Origin of the sequence: Loigolactobacillus backii (assembly GCF_003946275.1) — a bacterium.
In the GTDB taxonomy this organism is placed as follows: Bacteria; Bacillota; Bacilli; order Lactobacillales; family Lactobacillaceae; genus Loigolactobacillus; species Loigolactobacillus backii.
This window is the reverse complement of record NZ_RHNQ01000042.1, coordinates 1-23,312: the sequence shown is the minus strand read 5'-3', so window position 1 is coordinate 23,312 and position 23,312 is coordinate 1. Positions and strand designations below refer to the sequence as shown.

The 23,312-nt window shown below is 39.5% G+C and carries 19 protein-coding genes and 2 tRNA genes; 5 read left to right on the top strand and 16 right to left on the bottom strand.

The genetic code is table 11. The features are described 5' to 3' along the window. Window positions 1–145: 145 nt before the first annotated feature. The 6 genes from upp to EKM61_RS08210 form a co-directional block, all read right to left on the bottom strand. A complete protein-coding gene (gene upp / locus EKM61_RS08235) occupies window positions 146–775 on the bottom strand; it encodes a uracil phosphoribosyltransferase (protein ID WP_068225114.1) in 630 nt (209 codons plus the stop codon). A 127-nt stretch (window positions 776–902) separates the two neighbouring features. Further along, a complete protein-coding gene (gene glyA / locus EKM61_RS08230; protein ID WP_068225116.1) occupies window positions 903–2,156 on the bottom strand; it encodes a serine hydroxymethyltransferase in 1,254 nt (417 codons plus the stop codon). A 112-nt stretch (window positions 2,157–2,268) separates the two neighbouring features. Then, on the bottom strand, window positions 2,269–3,291 hold the full coding sequence (locus tag EKM61_RS08225) for an L-threonylcarbamoyladenylate synthase (RefSeq protein ID WP_068225119.1): 1,023 nt from the start codon (window positions 3,289–3,291) through the stop codon (window positions 2,269–2,271). Between the two features lie 16 nt (window positions 3,292–3,307). Next, window positions 3,308–4,144, bottom strand: coding sequence for a peptide chain release factor N(5)-glutamine methyltransferase (gene prmC, locus EKM61_RS08220; protein WP_068225124.1), 837 nt, complete (start codon window positions 4,142–4,144; stop codon window positions 3,308–3,310). Then, window positions 4,137–5,219, bottom strand: coding sequence for a peptide chain release factor 1 (prfA, locus tag EKM61_RS08215; protein ID WP_068225126.1), 1,083 nt, complete (start codon window positions 5,217–5,219; stop codon window positions 4,137–4,139). The genes prmC and prfA overlap by 8 nt, the downstream gene beginning before the upstream one ends. Window positions 5,220–5,997: 778 nt before the next feature. Further along, the gene (locus EKM61_RS08210) at window positions 5,998–6,588 is read right to left on the bottom strand and encodes a thymidine kinase (protein ID WP_068225128.1); all 591 of its coding nucleotides are present in this window, start codon (window positions 6,586–6,588) and stop codon (window positions 5,998–6,000) included. 153 nt (window positions 6,589–6,741) lie between these two features. Between EKM61_RS08210 and EKM61_RS08205 the strand changes: the two genes are divergently transcribed. Next, the gene (locus EKM61_RS08205) at window positions 6,742–8,091 is read left to right on the top strand and encodes a Mur ligase family protein (protein WP_068225130.1); all 1,350 of its coding nucleotides are present in this window, start codon (window positions 6,742–6,744) and stop codon (window positions 8,089–8,091) included. A gap of 54 nt (window positions 8,092–8,145) precedes the next feature. Here the strand turns inward: EKM61_RS08205 and manA are convergent, their stop codons facing one another. The 5 genes from manA to EKM61_RS08180 form a co-directional block, all read right to left on the bottom strand. Then, window positions 8,146–9,108: a mannose-6-phosphate isomerase, class I gene (manA, locus tag EKM61_RS08200; RefSeq protein ID WP_068225132.1), complete on the bottom strand. Its 963-nt coding sequence runs from the start codon at window positions 9,106–9,108 to the stop codon at window positions 8,146–8,148. A 79-nt stretch (window positions 9,109–9,187) separates the two neighbouring features. Beyond that, on the bottom strand, window positions 9,188–10,204 hold the full coding sequence (locus EKM61_RS08195; protein WP_068225136.1) for a serine hydrolase domain-containing protein: 1,017 nt from the start codon (window positions 10,202–10,204) through the stop codon (window positions 9,188–9,190). Between the two features lie 145 nt (window positions 10,205–10,349). Then, the gene (locus tag EKM61_RS08190; protein WP_068225138.1) at window positions 10,350–12,236 is read right to left on the bottom strand and encodes an ABC transporter ATP-binding protein; all 1,887 of its coding nucleotides are present in this window, start codon (window positions 12,234–12,236) and stop codon (window positions 10,350–10,352) included. Beyond that, complete coding sequence (locus EKM61_RS08185; RefSeq protein WP_225359767.1) at window positions 12,233–13,909, bottom strand: ABC transporter ATP-binding protein; 1,677 nt, start codon at window positions 13,907–13,909, stop codon at window positions 12,233–12,235. The genes EKM61_RS08190 and EKM61_RS08185 overlap by 4 nt, the downstream gene beginning before the upstream one ends. A 63-nt stretch (window positions 13,910–13,972) precedes the next feature. Next, the gene (locus EKM61_RS08180) at window positions 13,973–14,605 is read right to left on the bottom strand and encodes a TetR family transcriptional regulator (RefSeq protein WP_068225140.1); all 633 of its coding nucleotides are present in this window, start codon (window positions 14,603–14,605) and stop codon (window positions 13,973–13,975) included. A 185-nt stretch (window positions 14,606–14,790) separates the two neighbouring features. Between EKM61_RS08180 and EKM61_RS08175 the strand changes: the two genes are divergently transcribed. Together EKM61_RS08175 and EKM61_RS08170 are read left to right on the top strand one after the other, a co-directional pair. Then, the gene (locus tag EKM61_RS08175; protein WP_068225142.1) at window positions 14,791–15,444 is read left to right on the top strand and encodes a CPBP family intramembrane glutamic endopeptidase; all 654 of its coding nucleotides are present in this window, start codon (window positions 14,791–14,793) and stop codon (window positions 15,442–15,444) included. Between the two features lie 79 nt (window positions 15,445–15,523). Further along, window positions 15,524–15,596 (top strand) — tRNA-Glu (locus tag EKM61_RS08170). 391 nt (window positions 15,597–15,987) lie between these two features. Here EKM61_RS08170 and EKM61_RS08165 read toward each other — a convergent pair. The 3 genes from EKM61_RS08165 to EKM61_RS08155 all read right to left on the bottom strand — a co-directional run bounded on the left by EKM61_RS08165 (window position 15,988) and on the right by EKM61_RS08155 (window position 18,674). Beyond that, window positions 15,988–17,298, bottom strand: a complete 1,311-nt coding sequence (locus tag EKM61_RS08165) for a Fic family protein (RefSeq protein WP_125636181.1) — start codon at window positions 17,296–17,298, stop codon at window positions 15,988–15,990. 333 nt (window positions 17,299–17,631) lie between these two features. Then, window positions 17,632–17,832: a cold-shock protein gene (locus EKM61_RS08160; protein WP_068225146.1), complete on the bottom strand. Its 201-nt coding sequence runs from the start codon at window positions 17,830–17,832 to the stop codon at window positions 17,632–17,634. 185 nt (window positions 17,833–18,017) lie between these two features. Then, the gene (locus tag EKM61_RS08155) at window positions 18,018–18,674 is read right to left on the bottom strand and encodes a deoxynucleoside kinase (protein ID WP_068225149.1); all 657 of its coding nucleotides are present in this window, start codon (window positions 18,672–18,674) and stop codon (window positions 18,018–18,020) included. Window positions 18,675–19,464: 790 nt separating this feature from the next. Between EKM61_RS08155 and EKM61_RS08150 the strand changes: the two genes are divergently transcribed. Next, window positions 19,465–19,536 (top strand) — tRNA-Gln (locus EKM61_RS08150). A gap of 132 nt (window positions 19,537–19,668) precedes the next feature. Here the strand turns inward: EKM61_RS08150 and EKM61_RS08145 are convergent. Next, window positions 19,669–20,391: a PAS domain-containing protein gene (locus EKM61_RS08145; protein ID WP_068225151.1), complete on the bottom strand. Its 723-nt coding sequence runs from the start codon at window positions 20,389–20,391 to the stop codon at window positions 19,669–19,671. A gap of 203 nt (window positions 20,392–20,594) precedes the next feature. Next, on the bottom strand, window positions 20,595–21,479 hold the full coding sequence (gene fba, locus EKM61_RS08140; RefSeq protein ID WP_068225152.1) for a class II fructose-1,6-bisphosphate aldolase: 885 nt from the start codon (window positions 21,477–21,479) through the stop codon (window positions 20,595–20,597). Window positions 21,480–22,461: 982 nt separating this feature from the next. Here fba and EKM61_RS08135 point away from each other — a divergent pair. Next, entirely contained in the window at window positions 22,462–23,163 is a 702-nt protein-coding gene (locus tag EKM61_RS08135; protein WP_068225154.1) for an Ig-like domain-containing protein, read from the top strand. The last annotated feature ends 149 nt before the right edge of the window (window positions 23,164–23,312 follow it).

The window sequence follows — 23,312 nt, the reverse complement described above, 5'->3', positions numbered from 1 at the left end:
CTTTCAACTAAAAATTGAACTGGCAATTTTAGTCTATAATTTAGGATTTTTTAATTTTGTGACGAACTAGCACCACGCGTAAATTAATAAATCATTTTATCTAATGCTCATTACACGAATTAACTTGGTCATCATTTAAAGTGTTTTATTTAGTTCCAAATAAGCGGTCACCAGCATCCCCTAAACCGGGAATAATGTAACCATCTTCGTTTAAGCGATCATCCAGACCAGCAATATAAATGTCAACATCAGGATGTGCTTCTTGAAGTGCCTTAACACCTTCTGGGGCCGCAACTAAACCAACAAACTTAATTTGCTTAGCACCACGCTTTTTTAGCGCATCAATCGCCATAATTGCTGAACCACCAGTTGCTAGCATTGGGTCAACGACAAATAGTTCACGTTGGTCAATGTCAGAAGGCATCTTAACAAAATATTCAATTGGCTTTAATGTTTTATGATCACGATACATGCCAATGTGGCCGACTTTTGCAGCGGGAATCAATTCCAAAAAACCGTCAACCATTCCGAGACCTGCACGTAAAATTGGCACAATTGCCACTTTTTTACCCGCAAGTGTCTTCTTTGTTGTTTTTGCGATTGGCGTTTCAACAACCGTGTCCTCAGTTGGCATATCGCGGGTTACTTCATAGGCCATTAATGTTGCAATTTCATTGACAACTTGCCGGAATTGTTGGGTTCCAACGTCCTTATTCCGGATAATTGTTAACTTATGCTGCACTAGTGGATGGTCAATGACATGTAATTCTCCCATTTATAAGCTCCTCTTTCACAATTTAAAATAAGTACTTCTGTATAAACGACACACAAAAAACATCATGGCTTGCGTATTTAATTTTACACATGATTACCTATAGTTTAGCGAACTTAACTAGGAAAAACTAGTCAAAATCAAATTTTTTTGCATTGATTGGAAATTGTTCGGTCAAATCGAAAACCTGTTGCCGAATACGACTTAATGCTGTTTGGTCACTTCGTTGTTCTAACGTTGCTAAAATAAGTTGGGCAACCTGCCTAGACTCGGCCGCTTTAAAACCCCGGGTGGTGATTGCTGGCGTTCCTAAACGAACACCACTCGTTCTAAACGAGCCATTCTTTTCACCAGGAATTGTATTTTTGTTTACGGTAATACTAACCATATCTAATAGATCTTGAACATCTCGTCCCGTTAAATCAAACGGAGTGACATCGAGTAATAATAAATGATTATCTGTTCCACCAGAAATAACCTTAATCCGTGGATCAGCGTTGAAGACCTCCGCCATGGCCTGCGCATTTTTTAGGATTTGTGCCGCGTACAATTTGAACTCTGGCTGTAAGGCCTCGTTTAACGCAACTGCCTTACCCGCAATAACGTGTTCTAATGGTCCACCTTGAATCCCAGGGAAAACGGCGGAGTTAATTGCCTTAGCGTATTGCTCCTTTGCTAAGATTAGTCCCCCTCGTGGTCCCCGCAACGTTTTATGCGTTGTCGTCGTGACAACATCTGCGTAAGGTACTGGGCTGGGGTGCAGGCCAGCAGCAACCAAACCAGCAATGTGCGCCATATCTACCATTAAATAGGCGCCAACCTCATCGGCAATATCCCGAAAAGCCTTAAAATCAATTATCCGGCTATAAGCGGAAGCTCCTGCCACAATCATTTTTGGTTTGAACTCATGGGCAAGTTTTTGTAACGCTGGATAATCAATTCGGCCAGTCGTTTCATCAATACCGTAACTCTTAAACATGTAGGTCTGACCACTAAAACTAACTGGCGCGCCATGAGTTAAGTGACCACCTTCAGTTAAACTCATTCCTAAAACTCGGTCACCCGGTTCTAAGAAAGCACGGTAAGCAGCCATATTAGCCCCTGATCCAGAATGTGGTTGCACATTGGCATATTCTGCGCCAAATAACTTTTTAGCGCGGTCAATGGCCAGTTGCTCGACGACATCGATGTACTCGCAACCACCGTAAAAACGGTGGCCCGGATAACCTTCAGCGTATTTATTGGTCAAAACGCTTCCTTGGGTTGCACGAACTGCATCAGAAACGATATTTTCTGATGCGATTAGCTCAATGTTGTGTTCCTGGCGTTGTTCTTCCTGGTGAATCGCGTTCCAAAGTTCTGGGTCATTAAGATGATAATTCAATGGCTTCCCCTCCAAAATAATTAACGTAAGTTTTTTGCTGACCAATCAGGTCAATTGTCAAAATTATAAAACGATTAAATTTAAATGGCAATAAATTAATTATAGCATAATCTTAGTTGGTTTCAGTAAAATATTGTTGGCCGGCCGATTTTTCTAGCCGATTCATATAGGCCACACCTAAGCCTTCTTTAGAAAAGCCCTGGGCCAGAATTAATTTCACTTCTGGCAACAAATCAAAATAGCGTAAACCATCAAATAAATGCTGACTGGCAGTAGTTAACGAATCTCCCAGCGAGAACTGGTATTTAAAACGCACGTCACTACTCTGACCTAAAATATCGTCAGTTGCGAGAACCCCAAAGGGAAGCTCCTGTTTTGCCGCCCAAGCAATAGCCGCACGAAATTCACTAGGTTCTTTAACCACCAGAACCTGAGCATTAGGGGCATAGTGCTTGTACTTCATTCCTGGTGCCTTAGGGATTTCTTCTGCGGTTACGTGATGGTGATTATTTTCAATCGAACCAATTACTTGTTCAATTGCCTCTTTTGTCACCGCACCTGGCCGTAAGATCGTGGGTGTTGTTCCAGATAAATCTAACACTGTCGATTCTAGACCCACACCTGTTGGCCCATCATCAATAATTCCAGCAATTTTTCCATTTAAATCATGGTTAACGTGTTGGGCCGTTGTTGGACTTGGTTTGCCCGAAGTATTAGCTGATGGCCCAACAATTGGTCGTCCTAAGGCCCTAATCAAATCCAGCGTCACTTGGTTTTTAGGGTTACGAAAAGCGGCCGTTGTTAAACCGCCAGTAACTGTTTTAGAAAAAGCATTCGGTTTTAAATTCAAGATTAAGGTTAACGAACCTGGCCAAAAAGCAGCCGTTAATTTTTGGGCCTTTTCCGGAAAAGCGGCCACATATTTTTTTACGGTCGCAACGTCAGCAACGTGAACAATTAATGGATTATCGCTGGGACGTCCTTTTGCGGCGTATACTTTCTTAACTGCTAACTCATTGGTTGCATCGGCACCTAGACCGTAAACTGTTTCAGTTGGAAAAGCGACTAACTCACCTGCCGCTAAATCAATTGCGGCCGCTTTTATTTGTTCAGGTGAAAAAATTTTTGTTTCCATATAATAATCAATCCCTTCAAACTTCTTTGTACTGAATACGCACCATTCGATCATGCCCAGTAATATCTTTTTTAAACCGAGCCACTAATGCCAGTTGCTGCACAAGTTGACTAAGTGCCGTTTTTTGTTTAAAACCAAACTCTCCAAAAAAGTAGCCGCTGGTATTTAAATGCAACGGTAACTGACTAAGCAACCGCCGGTAAAAATTTAAACCGTCTGTTCCGGAAAATAATGCCGTTTTAGGCTCAAATTTTAAAACGCTCGCGTCCATCACGACAGTTTCAGAATTAGCAATGTACGGCGGATTACTCACAATCAGATCAAAGGTTTGCTGGGTCAAAGATTTAAACATATCACTTTGTTGAAACGTCACCGTTGCCCCTAATTCTTGCGCATTTTGCTTGGCAACCGTTAAAGCGGCCGCCGAAATATCCGATGCTGTAACTTGCCAATTTGGCCGGGCCAATTTTAAACTAATGCCAATCGCGCCACTGCCCGTACCAAGATCGAGAACATTTAATGGCCGCTCCCCTAACTCTAATGCCCACTCCACCAATTCTTCAGTTTCTGGCCGTGGAATTAACGTTGCATCCGTTACGCGAAATCTATGCCCGTAAAAATGGGTGTGACCAACAATATATTGGGCTGGTATATCCGCGGCAAATTGACGAATATCCGCTTGAAATTGGTGCCAATCAGCGGCAGCCATAGCGTGGCGATAATTCAGTAAAAGATGAGTTTGGTCCAAATTAAAGCGTTCTTGCATCAAAAATGAACTGGCGTCCTCTTTTTTATTTTTAGTTAAAAAAGAAGAGGCCCATTTAATGGCCTCAAAATACGTTGGATTAACCATTTTGTAGCTGCTCCAGTTTTTTAGTCTGATCGTGTAAAATCAGAGCATCAATAATTTCTTCCAGATCACCATTCATAATTCTGTCTAACTTATTCAAGGTTAGACCAATTCGGTGGTCAGTAACCCGATTTTGTGGGTAATTATAAGTTCGAATTCGTTCGGAACGATCACCGGTTCCAACAGCACTCTTTCGGTTTTCATCATATTCACTCTGATTTTGGCCCTCATAATAATCATAAACACGTGCTCGTAAAATTTTCATTGCCTTTTCACGATTTTGTTGCTGCGAACGTTCATCCTGCATGGCAACAACAATCCCAGTTGGTAAATGGGTCATTCGGACGGCCGAAGATGTCTTATTAATATGCTGGCCACCAGCACCAGACGAACGATAAACGTCGGTTCGAATATCCTTCGCATCAATATCAATGTCCACTGAATCGTACTCTGGCATTACCGCGACAGTTGCAGTTGATGTGTGAACACGTCCCTGTGATTCCGTCTGTGGGACCCGCTGAACACGGTGTGCCCCATTTTCAAATTTAAGCTTAGAATAAACGTTATCGCCACTAATCATAATGACAACCTCTTTAAAGCCACCTACTTCAGTCGGTGTTTGATCAACAATTTCGGTTTGCCAACCTTGCTTTTCAGAATAACGCATATACATATCAAGAAGATCACCAGCAAAAAGACTGGCCTCATCACCACCGGCAGCACCCCGAATTTCCATAATAATGTTTTTATCATCATTAGGATCCTTCGGTAACATTAAAACGGTCATTTCTTCTTCAAGCTTAGCCTTTTCTGTCTCTAATGTATTTAAGTCCTGTTTAACCATCGTATCCATTTCTGGATCTAATTTTTCGCGAAGCATCGCTTGATTTTCCGCAATCTGATTATTAATGTCCTTATAGTGGTTATATTTATCCGTTGTTTCGCGGATTTCGCCTTCTTCTTTCGACAACTTCATAAATCGTTGTGTATCGTTAATGACGTCGGGATCAGATAGCAATCCTTCCAGTTCTTCATAACGGTCAGCAACTGATTGGAGCTGATCAAACATTTCGTCCATAATTTATTTACCTCACAATTTTGAATTAAGTCTAGCTAGAGAGTGTTTAAAAAAGCAGCTTTCTATTTCTTGCCAAACACTATATTTAAATTAAATTATATCGCTACTAAAAATAATGCTTATGCCGCGTAGTCAGATTGGGTTAGGTTCCATTCCGGCGCTGGCGTATGGAACGCGTGGCGCGTTGACAAGCTAATTTTCTTTCCGATTGAAACCATCGGAAAAGAAAATGGATCTTGTCAATCACGCAAGGTACTAAATGACCAAAATTCGGTCATCAAGTACCTTCGACACGGCTGATACGCCAGCGCCTCCATTTCACCTTGGCAGTGGTTGAGCTTTAATTGTTGACTAATCAATTGTTTAGTCTAATACAATTCAGCTTTAATGCTGCACAACTTATCGGCGGCCTTAATTGGCCGTCAATATTGACAACGGCAGTTTTCTACTGGCAACATAAACTGTTGCTAGTAACTGCCAGAGACACAGACAACACTTAAATGTTCCACTGCGGCCAGATTTCATTCCGGGGCGCGAGGGCCAGCTGTGTCGATGATTATTAATGGCGGTTTGGGCCATTTAGAATCATGCGGGCTTGGCGAGATCCACTTTTACCCCTGCTTTGCCTTTATCTGGTAAAAGTTAGCTCGCCAACCCGCCACGCGTTCCGTCCTCGCGCCCCGGAATGGAATCTAATCCATTCCGTCTTGTTCCAGTTAGATTTTGGCGTTCTGAAAACTAACTAATAGTTTTAAATATGGTTGCTATGATGCACTCGCTAGTTATCCGCCGCAATTTTCGCTAAGTCGGGATGAAAATAGTGGTGCCGACAAACGGGATAATAAGCCTCGTTACCACCGATCTCAATCTGTTGACCTTGATAGACTGGCTTACCATTAGTAACGCGCATGTTCATCAACGCCTTTTTATTACAAAACCAACAAATTGTCTTAATCTCAACAATTTTATCGGCATAAAGTAATAAATATTTTGAGCCTTCAAACAATTCATTTTGAAAGTCATTTTTTAAACCATATGTCATCACTGGAATATTCCAATCATCAACAATCGTTGCCAGTTCTAAAACGTGGTGCTTTTTTAAAAACTGGGCCTCATCAATTAAGATGCAAGCTGCCTTAGGGTCCTCTTGCGCAACAACTTTTTCAAGGTTAGTCTCAGCAAAGATTGGAATTGCATTTCGGCGTAAACCAATCCGACTAGAAATAACGCCTACATCATCGCGGTCATCAATACCAGAAGTCATGATAATCACTGATTTATTTTGCTCTTCGTAATTATGCGCAACCTTTAAAATATCGATTGTCTTCCCGCTATTCATTGCACCATAATGAAAAAACAATTGGGCCATCCTTTTTCAAACCCCTTTTCATAAACATTCTTATTCAGTATAATCGATTTTAGAAAAAAATTCACCTTCTAAATCATCATTTTGCCGTAGTCACTATTAATTATGGTATGCTACATTCATGTGTGAAATTATTAATCTTGAGGAGTATCTAAAATGTCATTAAAAAGTTCCTTAGCAATTGCCGCTGGTAAATCATCTTACTGGTTTCTCCACACTTTTTTGAAAGGTGGTAGTTCCTTACCCGGCATTATTACAAACAAAATTGATCCAACAATTTTAACTACCTTAGCGCGGGATTACGAAGTTGTCATCATTACGGGAACCAATGGTAAAACTTTAACCACCGCACTGACCGTCAAGGTACTTCACGAGCAGTATCCTGATATCTTAACCAACCCAACTGGCTCCAATATGGTGCAGGGAATCACTACTGCTTTTCTAACGCACCAACGAACTAAGTCGGGAAAAAAGTTGGCCGTCCTTGAAGTAGATGAAGCAAATGTTGTTTTAATTACAAAATATATTAAACCAACAGCTTTTGTTCTAACCAATATTTTCCGTGATCAAATGGATCGCTACGGTGAGCTTTACACCACTTACCAAAAAATTCTCGATGGTATCGCTAATGCGCCTGAAGCAACCATTATTGCTAACGGTGACGCTCCAATCTTTCATTCCCGGAAATTGCCAAATCCATTTATCTTTTACGGCTTTGATCACGAACCAGATGACGAGTTAATGGCCCCTTACAACACTGATGGGGTTTTATGCCCCGTTTGTCACCATATTTTGCATTATAAAGCCCTGGTTTACAGTAACCTTGGTAAATATTACTGTCCTAATTGCGGCTTTAAGCGGCCTGAACTAACTTACCGTTTAACTCAATTAACCCAGCAGACCCCGACTTCCTCTAGTTTTGAAATTGACGGTCACCCCTTTAAAATCCAAATTGGTGGTACCTACAACATCTATAACGCACTGGCCGCCTATGCAGTTGGTCGTTACTTTGGTATTACGCAACCGCAAATTCAGCACGCTATCGATGCCGACCAGAAAGTATTCGGTCGTCAGGAAATCATTCAGGTGGAAGACAAGGCCGTAACTTTAATTTTAGTCAAAAATCCAGTAGGTCTTAACCAAGTTTTAGATATGATTGCTTTGGACCAGGAGCCCTTCTCCTTAGTGACACTTTTAAACGCTAATTACGCCGATGGTATTGATACCAGTTGGATTTGGGACGCTGACTTTGAAAGTTTAACCCACCTTCCTATTCCTCGTTTTATTGCCGGTGGTGAACGTGAAAAGGACATTGCCTTTCGTTTAAAAATTGCTGGTGTTCCAGAGGCCAAATTAGTAAAAAAGCCTGAATTAGATGACGTTATTACTGAAATTAAGGTCTTACCTACAAAGCACGTTTATGTACTGGCAACTTATACCGCCGTTTTACAATTAAGAAAAAAATTAGACGAAAAAGGCTACCAAACAGCCCCAATGGCAAAATAAAAAACTGATGTTGCTCTCCGCCAATTATGTTGGAGAACAACATCAGTTTTTTATTTAGGCCTTAACGCCTGGTTCAGAAGCGATGATTTGTAAATCACCGCTAAGTTGCCACTGTTTAACCGCAAACGGTAAAATAAAGTGCTGGCCCTTGCTTAAGGGATAGGTTTGCCCGTCAACCGTCAACTGTCCTTGTCCGTCAATCACAGAAGCCAACGTGTAAGGTGCAGTTTGCCGCTTTAGAGCCAACTCACCTTGAACCCGCCATTGATAGACACTAAAATAAGGCGCCTTAACGTAAGTTGTCAGTGTTGACGTTCCAACTTGTTTTGTCTGAACGTCTAACTTAGGGGCAACAAAGGGAACATTGGTGACATCAATTGATGGCTGAATGTGGAGTTCACGCTTTTTACCAGTTTTGGCATCAACCCGGTCATAATCGTACAACCGGTAAGTCGTGTCACTACTTTGTTGCGTTTCTAATGCCATAATGCCCTTACCCAATGCATGAATGGTCCCACTTGGAACGTAATAGAATTCACCAGGTTTAACTGGAACGTGAACAAATAAGTCCTGCCAATCTTCTTGATGAATCATATCGGCCAACTGTTCACGTGTTTTGGCTGTATGACCGTAAACTAACTCGGCGCCGGGATCGGCCGCAATAATGTACCAACACTCCGTCTTACCTAATTCATGTTCATGCTCGGCCGCATAAGGATCATCCGGGTGAACCTGAACGGATAAATCGGCTTCCGCGTCTAAAATTTTAGTTAGTAATGGGAAAACAGCACCCTTTGCGTTACCAAAAACATCCCGGTGCTTTGCCCATACTTCGTCTAACGTTTCGCCAGCATAAGGTCCATTGGCCACTGTGCTGGGGCCGTGTGGGTGCGCCGAAATTGCCCAGCATTCACCGGTTTTATCACTAGATAATTCATAACCAAAAACATCGTGTAACTTGGTACCTCCCCAAATCTTTTCCTGAAAATAGGGTTTTAAAAAAAATGGTTCTGCCAAAGAAAATCACCTCAATATAAATTAACTACTTCTTTGTTAAGTTTACCATATCGCTTACATTCTTATTAACTAAATTCCATCATTCTTGCGCTTTTTCAGTTAAATAAGTATCAATTAAGTGATCACGTTTGGCCAAATAGGCCTCATTTGGTGCTACTGGGTGAACGCGGTTTGATAAAAAGATAAAGGCCGCATCCTTTTTCCCATCAAGCAGAATAAAACTGCCAACGTAGCCGGTGTGAAATAAAAGCTTATGCTGATCGGCCTCTACTGAAGTTTTCAAATTCCAACCTAAACTACGCCCACCGGAAAAGCCCGTATAGTCATGGTAAAGACTGTTGATGGTTGTTTGACTAATTGGCGGCCGCGGCACAAGTGCGTCGCCTAACATAAACCGAGCAAACAAGAGTAGATCACTCATTGGCGCAAATAATCCGGCGGAACCACAGTGTTTGCCTAAAATATGGGCCTTAGGATCATGGACTACCCCTTGAATTAACCCGCGCCCACCTGGCTCATAGCTTGCCGGCACACATAATTTCTTTTCTGGCGTAAATGTGCTGTTTAACATTCCTAGTGGCCGTAACACGTACTGCGTTAGTGCATCCTGGACTGGCAAATGGAGTAGGCGTTCGATCACCCAGCCACAGTAAATCAAACCAGTATCGCTGTACTTAACTTCACGTCCAAAACCCGCACCAGTGGTCAGGCCTAACAAGGAGTAAGTTAGTTTAGCCGCACTCAGCGAATTTCGGTGGGGAATATAGCCGCTAATTCCAGAAGTATGGGTCAAAAAATGGCGCAAGGTTACGCGACTATCTTGAAAACTAGGTATGTACCACTGCAGCGGATCATTAACCGATAAACGCCCGGCTTCTTGCAATTCCAATATTAACGTTGTCGTTGCAATCACTTTGGTCAAAGAAGCCAAATCATAGAGTTGATTGGCCTTTAATAATTTTTTATCTGGTTTTAGTTCACTGTAACCAAAATAATGTTCTTCAGTTGTTTGTCCGTTAATAAAAGCATAATGAACACCTGGGACAACACCATCCGTAACTAACGCCGCCAATTCTGCCTGTGTTTTATCGTACATTTATCCCGACTCTTTTCCGTATTTAATAGCTAAAGCATAGCATAGTTTACTTTGCCACAGACAACTCAACCTATCCAAAAAGAGGCTGGAACCAAAAGTCCCAGCCTCTCATTGTTTCCGTACATTGCTCTAGAACGTACACCAATTACATTGCAACGTTACCAGAAAATTGACTATTGTAAAGATCGGCGTAAAAACCATTCTTAGACATTAATTGATCATGCGTCCCCGTTTCAACAACCGAGCCCTCATTCATTACAATAATATTATCGGCGTCACGAATTGTTGATAGACGATGTGCGACAACAAAACTCGTTCGATTAACTAATAACCGCGCCATAGCGTGCTGGATATGAACTTCGGTTCGCGTATCCACTGAACTGGTTGCTTCATCTAAAATTAAGATTTCTGGATCCGCAACAAACGCCCGGGCGATCGTTATTAATTGACGCTGGCCTTGCGAAATATTTGACGCCTCTTCATTTAAGATCGTCTCGTAGCCATCAGGAAGTTTACGTACAAAATCATCAACGTGGGCCGCTTTAGCAGCCTTAACGATATCATCGCGTGTTGCTTTCTCATTACCATATTTAAGATTATCATAAATTGTTCCGGTAAAGAGCCAAGTATCCTGAAGAACCATCGCAAAGTGTGAACGTAATGCTTCCCGTTTGATATCACGCGTATCAGTCCCCATTAGCCGAATTGAACCGCCTTTAATATCATAAAAACGTTCCAATAAATTAATGATTGTTGTTTTACCGGCCCCAGTAGGCCCAACAATTGCAACCGTCTGGCCTTTTTGAACTTCTAAATTAAAGTCTTGCATCAATAATTTATCATTGTAACCAAACTGAACGTGATCCAAGGTAATAAAATTGGGATCATCTTTGATTTCTGGTAATCCAGAAGCAGTATCAGTCATTTCAGGCTCATCAATCACTTGGAAAATCCGTTCGGCAGATGCAATTGTCGATTGAATCGTGTTCATTAAATTGGCCAACTGTGAAATTGGTTGTGAAAATTGGTTCGTGTACTGTAAGAATGCCTGAACATTACCTAAAGTAACCGTTCCGTGGGAAACTTGAATTCCCCCAACAATTGCCACAAATACATAACCAATGTTATTCAGAAAAATCATCAACGGCATAATAATACCGGAAATAAACTGGGCCTTCCACGCAGCCTGATAGTACCTATCATTCTGTGTCTCAAAATTATCGATGGCATCTTGTTCCTTATTGAAGCTTTTAATAACCACATGTCCAGAATAATTTTCTTCGACTTGGTTATTTAATAAACCTAGACTATCCTGCTGAGCAGCAAAGAAGCGCTGTGAACGTGGTGCAACAACGCCTACAATCAGCAGGCTTAACGGAATCGTTATCAACGCGATCAGAGTTAACTTCCAGCTAATCGTTAACATCATCCACAAAGTCCCTAAAAAGGTCACTGCACTTGTTACTGCCTGCGTCAAACTCTGCTGCAAAGTACTGGCAATATTATCCATATCGTTAATCGCCCGACTCATAATATCACCGTTAGTATGCGTATCATAATAATTAATCGGAACACGTTCCATCTTCGCCTTTAGTTCGCGACGAAGCTTATAAACGGTTTGCTGTGAAACTCGTGTCATAATAAACTGTTGTAAAAAGCTAAAAACAGCCGCCGCTAAGTACATTAAAATAACAACAATAATAATCTGTTCAATCTTTCCAAAGTTAATTGGAAAACGCGAAATCGGGATACCCGCCTTTTGCTCAGCAGTTCCCTTCATAACACCCTTAAAGATTTCGGTTGTTGCTTCACCCAAAATTTTTGGTGTGCGAATCTGAAAAATAACCGAGGCAATGGCCAAAATAAGCACAAACGAAACCGCAACTAACCGATCAGACATGTAACGCATTAGCCGGGCCGTTGTCTGCCAAAAGTTTTTTGGCTTTTCAACTAAACCACCGCCATGTCCGCCACCGTGACCAGGACCGTGACTTACAGATTGCTTTGTCGTTACTTGCTCTTTCTCGCTCATACTTGGTCCCCCTTTCGCAACTGTGAATCCATTATTTCTTGATAAACTTCATTGTTGGCCTTTAATTCTTCGTGGGTTCCTTTTCCGACTAACTTACCATTATCTAAAACTAAAATGAGGTCGGCATCCGCCACAGTCGAAATTCGCTGAGCAACAATAACAACAATACTCTTTTGAATTCGCGGATCCTGGCGTAATTCACCCCGCAGCTCAGAATCCGTTTTAAAATCAAGCGCAGAGAAGGAATCGTCAAAGACATAAACCGAGGCGTCTTTAACTAAAGCTCTAGCAATTGCCAATCGTTGACGTTGACCACCGGAGAAGTTCCCTCCACCTTGTTCAACGTGCGCGTCAAGGCCACCTGACATTGCTTTAACAAAATCGGCCGAACGCGCAATTGCTAGTGCACGCCAGATTTGTTCATCCGAAGCATCTTTATTACCATACTTCATATTATCGCGAATTGTTCCCGTAAATAAGACGGCCTGTTGCGGCACAAATGAAATTGCCGCGTGTAAATCGTGTAAAGTTAAATCACGAATATCAATTCCATCTAATTTAATGGCGCCCTTTTCAACGTCATAAAAGCGGGGAAATAAATTAACTAACGTTGTCTTACCGGAACCAGTTCCACCGATAATTGCGACTGTTTGACCACTTTTGGCCTTAAAATCAATACCACTCAAGGCCAATTTTTCAGCACCATGATAACGATAATCAACTTGGTCAAAGGCCAGACTGTTACGGCCTGGTTCAGTAGTTAGCTGAAGTGGTTTTTTCGGATCGGTAATTGTTGTATCCAAATCCAAAACCTGTTGAATTCGTTTTGCTGAAGCCTGCGCCCGGGGAATAAGAACGAAAACCATTGATAACATCATAAAGCTCATCAAGATTTGCATTGCGTAAGTCATAAACGCAATCATATTTCCCACTGGCATCGACTGATTGGCAATAAGGTCCGCACCAAACCATGTAATCCCAACGTTTGTTGCACTCATCATTAAGGTCATAATCGGCGCCATCAACGCCATGAGACTATAGACTTTGACTGCATTATGCGTATAGTCCTGATTAGCGCCTTCAAAGCGTTTCTGCTCAAAATGATCTTGCCGAAAAGCTCGAATAACCCGAACTCCGGTCAAACCTTCTCGAAAAATCAAGTTAATATTATCAGTCTTGGTCTGCATTGCACGAAATAAAGGAACGGCAAAACGCATCACAATCCCAATAAAGATTGCCATTAACGGCAAAATAACAACAAAAATCAAAGTTAATGTATGATCTTTAGAATAAGCTAGGAAGCTCGCACCAACTAACATAATCGGAGCCATAATCATCATTCGCAGTGCCATCATTGCAACATTTTGAATCTGAACAACATCATTAGTTGTTCGTGTGATTAATGAAGAGGTCTCAACCTGATCAAACTCATCATTAGAAAAATTAATTACTTTATGGTAAATATCAGTTCTCAACTTTTTTCCAAGCATTTGTGATGTTCGGGATGCTAAAAAGACATTCCCTAATGCGGCCAAAATACTCAGTAAAGCAAAGCCAATCATTTCAAACCCAATCTTCCAAATATAGTTAATGTCGCCCTTAGCGACCCCGTTATTAACAATATTGGCCGTGAGACTTGGTAAGTTTAAGTTACTGACCACCTGAACAATCATAAAAAGAACGGCTCCAGTGACTGCTCAGATTGACATACGCCCGCGCGCAATTTTTAACATAGGTTAAGCTCCTTCCGTTTTACGTACAACACCGTTTTCAAGCCAATCAAGAACACGTAACAAATCTTGCCGTAAAGTCTTTAAGTCAAATTGTTCTGTCTGCGCGTTCTTTTGACAATAACGACCAATAGTTTGAAAACAGGCCGACGTAATTAAATGTACTAATTGCTGTAAGGATTCATCATCCGTTACTCTTATCTTGGTTCGATCAATAAGTTCGTTAATCTGCCCATGAGGATGTTTATTCCGGATTACTTTTCTTAGACGCTGACTTTCCGTAAAGCTCAGCGAAAGAAAAACATTCCGAAAATAAGCATTTTCTGACCCCGAAGTAAAATCAATCAAGTTTTTATCAATAAATGTACGAATGGCCAGAAAAAAATCGCCTTTAACCGCAATTAAAGTCTGGTAAAAATCATCCTGTTGTCGTTTATGTACTTGAATAAAATCATAGCCGAACAAATCCATCTTATCGCTAAAATATTGATAAAAGCTTCCCCGCGAAATTTTGGCCTGTTGAATAATTCGATTAATTGAAGCCTCATGCAGCGGTACACGCGAAAACTCAGCGTGTGCTGCCGTCAATAATCGCTGTTTCTTTGCTTCTGTAAGGTTAAAAAAAGTACTCGTTGGCACACACAAACTCCTTTCTACATGATCAAACTTATTTTAGATGTGACGACTTGTCATTATAGATAATTTTGGCCATAAAAGCAAGTTATTTGCGTTAAATAGACACGGCACCACTAATACGTATTAGTGCTTTTCTGTTAGCTTTCATGCTATGATAAAAATATTCTTAATCTAAGTTGGTGTAATCTATGCGAACAGTCAAACATATTTTTTTATTTTTCCTTCTTTTTTTTGTTGAACAACTCCCCCTCACTGGCCTCAGTATTGCCACTGCAGTTGTTAAGACCAATCAGCAAAATCTAATTATAATTTTAGGCGTCAGCTTTTTAGTTATCGTTGGCCTAATGACCTACCTATACTGGCACCTTTACCGCCAAACCGTGTTTAAAAATGGTGCCGAGTTTGATCAAAAATTGAATTCCAGAACCTGGTTGCCACTCATCGTGGGTTTCATTGCAATGTTTGCGGTTAACGCCATAACCGTTCCGTTTATGCAAACTAGTGGAAACGAAAATGTTGATAGTCTAGCCACACTTGCCAAATCATTTGGCCTTTTCATGTTTGTGTTTACCGCCATCTTTGGCCCGATCCTGGAAGAAATCATCTTTCGTGGCCTATTTATCAATTGGTTCTTTAAAGATTCTCGTTTGATCAGTATCCTGCTTAGCTCATTAGTCTTTGGTAGTGTTCACGTTGATCTATTTGGCCACGTGGACCTCATTTATTGGCTTTCCAAAGTACTTTTAGGCCTAATCCTTGCTCTTGTTTATAATCGCACCAAAAATCTTAAGGTCCCCATTTTATTGCATATTCTAAACAACACCCTGACACTATTTTTATAAAGACCACGTTTATTTTTAGCTGTTACTTGACGGATAGTTAGTTTTTATGTAAAATGATTATTGTTCCTGTTTCCAGCATTGCCCGCTGGTCAAATTGGTTAAGACATCGCCCTCTCAAGGCGGGGTTACGGGTTCGATCCCCGTGCGGGTGATATTTAAAGCTCCGATAGATTCCATTAATCCTCTGATTGCCTTCATATAGGTAGTTAGAGGATTTTTTGTATGCTTAGAGAACCCGGCAAATTACTTAGTGTGCATTATTTTGAACAAAATCACCGATTGTGCATTTTTTTAGATAGCAATGCACAATGACAGTTTCTTCCTAAGTGTACAAGTAATAATAAATTTTGCTGTCATTATTTATCGTCCTTCGATTTAATGAGCCACTTGATAGTCATTACTATAATGTAAACTACTCGTGAAACCACTAGCAACTTATCACTATTATTTTTGCATTTTAAGGGCAACAGGTGATAATTTATAGTAAAAAAAGCGCCACTTCCCAATGGAAGCAGCGTTTTAGTGTGCAAAACAATATTTTATTTAATCTTTTTCAGCTAAATTTAATGTGACCTTTGTGCTATCCGTAAATTTATGAATAATGGGATTGGACTTAGCACGGTATATCCAATTATTTTCTTCTAACCATCCGATTATCTCTGGCATTTTATTTTTTTTAAACACCCTTGTATCGGTATTATACCAAAAGTTTATAAGTTGTGTATCAGTAATACCATTATCGTCCATATTGAAAAGATAGGACTGTAATAAAATAAAAAGCACACTGAATATTCTCCACTTTTTTAAATTTGCCTCTTCATATTCCTCAGTATGAGCGAACACTTTATTTAGGATTTTGGCAGATTTATTAAAAGCCTCTAATTTATCCACTAAACTTGTTCGCACATCTAACTGCCCTTCAATTATTATGCTTAAAATCTGTTCAATAAATACGGTAAGGTCTCCAAAATTATCCCTACGTTCCGCTTCTTTGAAAATTTTGTAATACTTTGATTGTTCATTATGAATAGAAGTAGAAATAATTAATCCTGTATAGGGATCGATTTTTGAAGAAAGATATTCTGATAATAGATACCTCCCAGTTCTTCCATTACCGTCATAAAATGGGTGCGTATTCTCAAACATAAAATGCGTTACAATAGCTTTAGAAATTTCAGGAACATCCGCATCATTCATAAAATAAATTAATTGTTTTAATTTATCGGATATCTCGCTTTCATTTTTTGGAGGACGATGAACGCTTTTCATTGCTGATCCAATCCATACCTCTTTATTTCTAAAATATTTTCCATCTGGTAGTTTTTTATCAGGAATCTCACCTTGTAGTAAAGAATCATAAATCCTTCTGATATCTTCTAGTGAATAAATTTTAATAATTTTTTGGTTAAAGATATCTCTATACATGCGAACTGTTGACTGCAGCCTTTTCTTGGTAGGCGTTTTATCGTTTTCTTGCTCATCAACCATTGTCTTAATATCTTCTCTATTTGTTTTTACCCCTTCGATTTCATTGGTAAAAAAAATTTCATTTGCTAAAACTTCATTTGTATATGTTCTGCCGGCTATACCCGGTAACGTATTAACCAGTCGCCTAATTTGCCTCGAATTATTAGTTATTTTCTGAATTTTAGAATACATTTTTGTCGTATTTTCAAAAAAGATAGGCAAATCATCAGACTGCCCACCGTTACTATCTGTCAGTAAAGGATAAAGATTGGTTTTCCAAACACTATCGCTTTCCATGCGCTTAAAATATTCCGCTTTAACTTCCGTCTTAGTTAAAGATGGGCCAGAACCATTATATTTAAATTGATGCAGAGTAATATAACTCATTTTAATAATCACCTATCTTTATTGAAATGATCTTGCTATAACTCTATCATATTTTAATATTTAATCAAATATTAAAATATGATTCACTTTACCTCCACACATATTTATATTATTTAAATTATTAAATTGTATTTCAACAATACACTATTTAAATGTGCCCAAATATCAAGAAAGTCACCAGACGCTATTAAAACAGCGTTTAGCGACTTTCCTGATTACATTTCATCAACATTCATTAATTTAGACTTTATATCTACTGCCTCAACAGGCTAGCTCACAAATTAGACCACAAAAAAACACTCACCGTAAAGTGAGTGCCTTAAAAACTAATAATTAGTCTTTAACAACGTTAGTAGCTTGTGGGCCACGATCGCTGTCTTCAACATCAAATGTTACGCTTTGGCCTTCGTCTAAAGTCTTGTAGCCGTCGCCTTGGATAGCTGAGAAATGTACGAATACATCGCTACCGTTGTCGCGAATAATGAAGCCATAACCTTTGTCTGCATTAAACCATTTAACTGTTCCGTGTTCCATAAATAAAAATCCTCCTACGTGCAATTGGCACAAATTATTCGGTAAATCTTGAAAGGTGTATATTTGGAAGAAGTTTACTGATGAAACTTGAAACCAAAATATTCCGAACAAAGAAGTACTTGATTAGAATATACCATGAACCATGCTAAAAAGCAAACGCAACCAAAATAAATTTAATCCTAGTTCTAGTTAGTTTCAATAATTTTTTGCTTTCGCACGGTTGCTAGTTCATCGTCAATCTTGGCTAACACCTCAGCAACGTGCTTAGGTTCGGACAAATCATACTTTTGTAAATTAATCTTCATTTTAGGGCCTTCCTGGTACTCATCAAACCAATCTTTATAAGCCGCCCACATTTTATAATAATAATCATATAAGTTCTGATCATTATCAACTTGTTCATAATCACGGCCACGTTTTTTAATTCGGTAAAGAATGGTATCAAAGTCAGCGTATGCATAAACTAAAAGATCAGGTGCCTTCTTAGGAATATCCTTTAATTCTTGCATCATATTTTCCAATAAAGTTAAATAAATTGAAAACTCTTGATCGGTGATATTGCCCTCTTTATTATTTTCACGCGTAAATAATGCATCCTCATAAATTGAGCGATCCAACACGTTATTGTCATCGGTAAGTGCTTTTTTTATCATTGCAAAACGTTTATTCAAAAAGAAGATCTGCAACAAAAAGCCGTACTTCTTTGGATCAGAATAATATAGTGGTAAAACTGGATTATCCCCTACTGGCTCAAAGAAAGCTTTCGTGCCAAGGTGCTCTGAAATTAATCCCGTTAACGTTGTTTTACCAACACCTATCATTCCCGCTGTCACTATCACCATAATGAACCCCCTCTAAAGTTCCTGATTGATTATCATCCTTGATAGCAATCAAATTCACATAAATTACATTGTAGGGCAGATTTCTTAAAACCACAATTACTTTTTAATTAAACCTAGAGCGGATTTTAAAAAATGTTTAGATTCTACTCTGCAATTACGGATTACTTACACTACCAATCGGACTAGGATAAACCAAAGACGTTAATCACCCTGATGTCCATATGTTATCCAGTCAACTACTATTGCGTAATTATAGTTTGTTATTTACAAAAATCGCAAATAACTCTTGATACTTCGATGTTGTCTATTCTTGTGGCAAAGATCAAGGAGCACAGTTCTAAAATTCATAACTGCCCACAATTCAATTCGTCTTGGTCACCGCAAGAACTAGCAAAGCAAAGAACGTCAAGTTAAAGCATAGCAACTGCAGGAAACTTTTTTAACACGATTACACGAAAATGGTCAGAGGCCGGGACAAAAGTCCTAACCTCTGACCATTTTCGAGTATTATTGTATGACCTGCACCAATAGTCCAGGTTCACATGCCTAACTGCAGCTAATCCAATAACGATAGGCCGGTTATTAGATCGGCTTACGTTACCCAGCAAACCCAAAACCGACCTTTGTCCCACTCGATCTGGTTACAGTTTTATTGACTCATAACCTTACGTCTAAAAACTGTTAAAAGAACGGTCAATAAAATTCCTTGCTGATTTTTCAAATAACTAATTGACAGATACCCTAAAACCCGGTAAAATATTATTCGTTGAGTTAATCTAATACAATTTATTGGGTAATAGCGAAATGGTAACGCAACGGACTCTGAATCCGTAATTTCTAGGTTCGATCCCTAGTTACCCAATCAGAGGTTTACAAAAGAGAGCGCCAAACTAATATTTAAAAATATTAGTTTGGCGCTCTCTTTTTACTAACAACTCAAAAACTCGCAAAATAGGTGTACAAACCTTCTTACGAGTTCTCCTCGGTACTTTAATTAATCTTTCATTGAAGCACTAGACCCACCATCTACTGGCTTCTCTTCTTCTTTTTTATTATCATCAACTGATGCGCTGGCAGTGCCATCAACAGTATCCTTTAAAGAGGCTCCGGATACGGCATCAGGATCCGCAACTAGCTTTTGACCAGTTTTTTCTAAAAACCACTTAATTGTTGGCATCAAATCTGCTACATATTCGTTAATCCCAACGTAATTATCCTCTTCATCGTGCATTGCTCGATAGTAGTGCATCACAAAACGGTCGGGACCATTACCAGGAACTGGCATCTTAATTTCATCCGCCTTGCCCGTTCGCAAAGCATTAATAACTTCAGCAACGTGGCTTACTGCACGCTTAGGATGAACTAAGGATAATGGATCACCCACTTGAGCAGGCCGCCGTGGTGCAAGCATCTTCTCCGTTGGAAGTAAGTTGTTATAGTAAATAAACTGGTTATTACTATCAGCATAGGTTAACTCAATTGGCATTGAATTCAAAAAATAGTTCAATTGTTTGACCGTTAACAATCCACGATCTAATTTAACGTAAGTATCGCCATCAACCGCATGAACCTTTTCAGCGGCCTTTTCTACCCAGTTATCATCGGCCATATCCACGCCTTCAACTGTTGTGTTAATTTTACCCTTAGCGGATAAATCTTCAACAGCACCCTTTTGGTTCTCATCTATAGGATCAACGTTATTGTCATCTTTACTCATTATAATTGCCCCTTTCGCCATAATGGCTTGTCTAGCAAAAACCTGTCGACACTCACATTATAAATATTTAATCAATAAAAAGCAAAGACAATTTAAGCGCTTTCCTATTTCCCGTTTACCAATGAAAACAACCTGAATATTTCATTCAACTAAAAAAAGCATATCCGCCAAAACGAATATGCTTACTAATTTTAAAATTTGAATTAAAGTTCTTCTGGAACCAATTTAACTGGCTTTGTGCCCATCCAGCCGATGATTTCTTCAACGGTATCTTGGATAGCTTTTGTACCAGGTGCCAATAATTTACGAGGGTCAAAACCTTTAACATCGTTTTGATCATGGCCTTCTTCAATATATTTGCGAGTTGCTTTAGCAAATGAAATCTGGCATTCAGTGTTGATGTTCAACTTAGCAATACCCATTGAGATAGCTTTTTCAACTTGGTCTTGAGGGATGCCTGAACCACCATGTAATACTAATGGAAGTGAAACAGCGTCAGCAATTTCCTGAAGACGTTTGAAGTTCAAACCTTTCCAGTTAGCTGGGTAAACACCATGAATATTACCAATACCAGCAGCTAAGAAGTCGATACCAGTTGCGGCAAGTTGTTTAGCTTCAGCAACACTAGCTAATTCACCTTCACCGATAACGCCGTCTTCTTCGCCACCAATTGAGCCAACTTCGGCTTCAACGGAAATGCCCTTTGGATGAGCCAAAGCAACGATTTCTTTAGTCTTAGCTAAGTTTTCGTCAAATGGTAAGTCATGGCCATCAAACATAACTGAGTTGTAACCAGCAGCAATTGCAGCCTTGGCAGCTTCGTAGTTACCATGGTCTAAATGCATAATAACTGGAACTGTAATATCCATTGACTTGATTGTTGCTTCAACAAGTTGTTGGCAAAGTTCATAGCCACCCATGTACTTTGCAGCACCCATAGAAGTTTGGATTAAGACAGGAACATTCTTTTCTTGTGCACCTGCAAGGATCGCACGAGTCCATTCCAAATTGTTAGTATTGAATGCACCGACGGCATAATGACCTGCGCGGGCAGCTTGAAAAATCTCTGTACCATGTACTAATGACATAAATAATATTCCTCCTAGAAATATATTACAATTTTTGCTCTTGCACCATTATTCTAGCACACTTAAACAAATAGTTGGACCGTTTATGCCTAATTTTATTAAGTAACTTTGTTGTTCATAATTATGAAAAGGCTGCCATTACCGTTAACTCATGAAAATTAAAACATTGTCCTAGACTAATCATTAGCAACTTTTACAATAATTGATCCGCTCACGCTAGTAAACCAAAATATTATCAAAACTCGTGATCTATTTAGAGAAACTCTTAAAATTATTTTTATAAAGATCCCGTGACTAATATAAGGAGTTAGGACAAAAGACTTGGTCTACTATTATTTCCAATCGTTACTCCAGAACGTGCGCTAAAAATCTAGGTTCATGTGCCTCAGTTATTGAATTAGCTTACGTGATGCAGTAAATTAAAACCGACTTTTATCCCGCTCTCTAACATAGACCCCCTGGCCCAATCCAAAGAGTAAGTTTAAAAACACACCTACAGAATTTTAAGTACTAAAATGACTATCACTTATTGTTTTAATTAAAAGTTAAAGCTATATTATTCTTGTAAACAAAATATTATTGAAATATCTCGGGAGTGTCTTAAAGCTTTCATAAACAAACCCGTAATTCATTTGGATTAAACAGACTAACTTGGTGAACTTTTACACTTGCTATGCCTAACCTGACGAGCTCGTAATTAGACACATCGTTGGCCACGGCATTACGTCTATTAGCGGCCTTTGCCGTCACCTGGGTCAAGATTTGATCTGCCGGCGGACTTCATCAAGTTAACGCTCAAATATCCTTTAAGGCACTCCTAGCCGCCTATTCGAAAGCTAAGTTAGCAACCTTAGAAGAAGTGAACGGCCTATTCCAATAATTTTTCTTAATATATTAGAAGGTGAGCTAGCAAAAATTAATCTTTTAAAGAATAACGATGATTCAGTATTTATATATTTGTGGTACATTGGAGGAATTGAATATGAAAAAACACTTTATCACACTTAGTCTATTGGGATGCAGTAGTTTACTGCTATTAGGCTCAGGCGTTAACGCAAAAGATACTACAACACTGAAACTAAACGTACCAAATAGCACAAAACTCGTTACGAAGGATGCCAAAGTTGCATCCGACGACCAAGGTAAATTCACAATTAGCGGCAAAACTAATGATAAAGCAACCGTAACAATTAAAAATAAGACAAAAGATCAGAGCTATCAAGTAACTGCCAATTCAAAGGGCCATTTTTCAAAACAATTAGCCCTTACTGCTCAAACCAAAGAAGCCAATTACAAGGTAACGGCTAAGGCAAAACATGACGCCAAAAGTAAGTCACTTCAGTATACTGTGACCAACAAGACCCAGGCCACAACCAAAGCTAATTTGACGGCATTTAAAACCAACTTGCAACAATCACTAAACAATTTACATAGTGGTGTTGACAAATTAGCAGTTACTGACAACAGTAAAACACCAACCAAAGTGGTGATAACCGTTGGCGATTCAATTAATTCGGCACCCACCTTTGCTAAACAAAAAGCGGCCGATAGTTATTTAGCAGCCGTTCAAAAAGAGGCTAGCCATTATGGCTGGACAACACCAAGTGTCGTTGTTCAAACTGCCAACCAAAGTACTATGGCAACATCAAATACACAAAATACAAAAATGAGTCTTGCTAAATAAAAAAGGGTCTCTGTCAAATCGTATTGGTGGAGATTTTGAACGGCACATTCACTTCGGTGAATGTGCTTTTTGTGGGTCTCTGTCAAATCGTATTGGTGGAGATTTTGAACGGCACATTCACTTCGGTGAATGTGCTTTTTGTTTACTCA

Excerpts from the sequence above, each read along its gene's own strand:
- prmC (WP_068225124.1), bottom strand. The coding sequence starts at position 4,144 with ATGGTTAATCCAACGTATTTTGAGGCCATTAAATGGGCCTCTTCTTTT.
- EKM61_RS08190 (WP_068225138.1), bottom strand. The coding sequence starts at position 12,236 with ATGAGCGAGAAAGAGCAAGTAACGACAAAGCAATCTGTAAGTCACGGT.
- fba (WP_068225152.1), bottom strand. The coding sequence starts at position 21,479 with ATGTCATTAGTACATGGTACAGAGATTTTTCAAGCTGCCCGCGCAGGT.
- EKM61_RS08145 (WP_068225151.1), bottom strand. The coding sequence starts at position 20,391 with ATGAGTAAAGATGACAATAACGTTGATCCTATAGATGAGAACCAAAAG.
- upp (WP_068225114.1), bottom strand. The coding sequence starts at position 775 with ATGGGAGAATTACATGTCATTGACCATCCACTAGTGCAGCATAAGTTA.
- EKM61_RS08210 (WP_068225128.1), bottom strand. The coding sequence starts at position 6,588 with ATGGCCCAATTGTTTTTTCATTATGGTGCAATGAATAGCGGGAAGACA.
- prfA (WP_068225126.1), bottom strand. The coding sequence starts at position 5,219 with ATGGACGAAATGTTTGATCAGCTCCAATCAGTTGCTGACCGTTATGAA.
- EKM61_RS08160 (WP_068225146.1), bottom strand. The coding sequence starts at position 17,832 with ATGGAACACGGAACAGTTAAATGGTTTAATGCAGACAAAGGTTATGGC.
- EKM61_RS08175 (WP_068225142.1), top strand. The coding sequence starts at position 14,791 with ATGCGAACAGTCAAACATATTTTTTTATTTTTCCTTCTTTTTTTTGTT.
- EKM61_RS08165 (WP_125636181.1), bottom strand. The coding sequence starts at position 17,298 with ATGAGTTATATTACTCTGCATCAATTTAAATATAATGGTTCTGGCCCA.
- EKM61_RS08205 (WP_068225130.1), top strand. The coding sequence starts at position 6,742 with ATGTCATTAAAAAGTTCCTTAGCAATTGCCGCTGGTAAATCATCTTAC.
- EKM61_RS08185 (WP_225359767.1), bottom strand. The coding sequence starts at position 13,909 with ATGATTGTTCAGGTGGTCAGTAACTTAAACTTACCAAGTCTCACGGCC.
- EKM61_RS08135 (WP_068225154.1), top strand. The coding sequence starts at position 22,462 with ATGAAAAAACACTTTATCACACTTAGTCTATTGGGATGCAGTAGTTTA.
- EKM61_RS08155 (WP_068225149.1), bottom strand. The coding sequence starts at position 18,674 with ATGGTGATAGTGACAGCGGGAATGATAGGTGTTGGTAAAACAACGTTA.
- EKM61_RS08225 (WP_068225119.1), bottom strand. The coding sequence starts at position 3,291 with ATGGAAACAAAAATTTTTTCACCTGAACAAATAAAAGCGGCCGCAATT.
- EKM61_RS08195 (WP_068225136.1), bottom strand. The coding sequence starts at position 10,204 with ATGTACGATAAAACACAGGCAGAATTGGCGGCGTTAGTTACGGATGGT.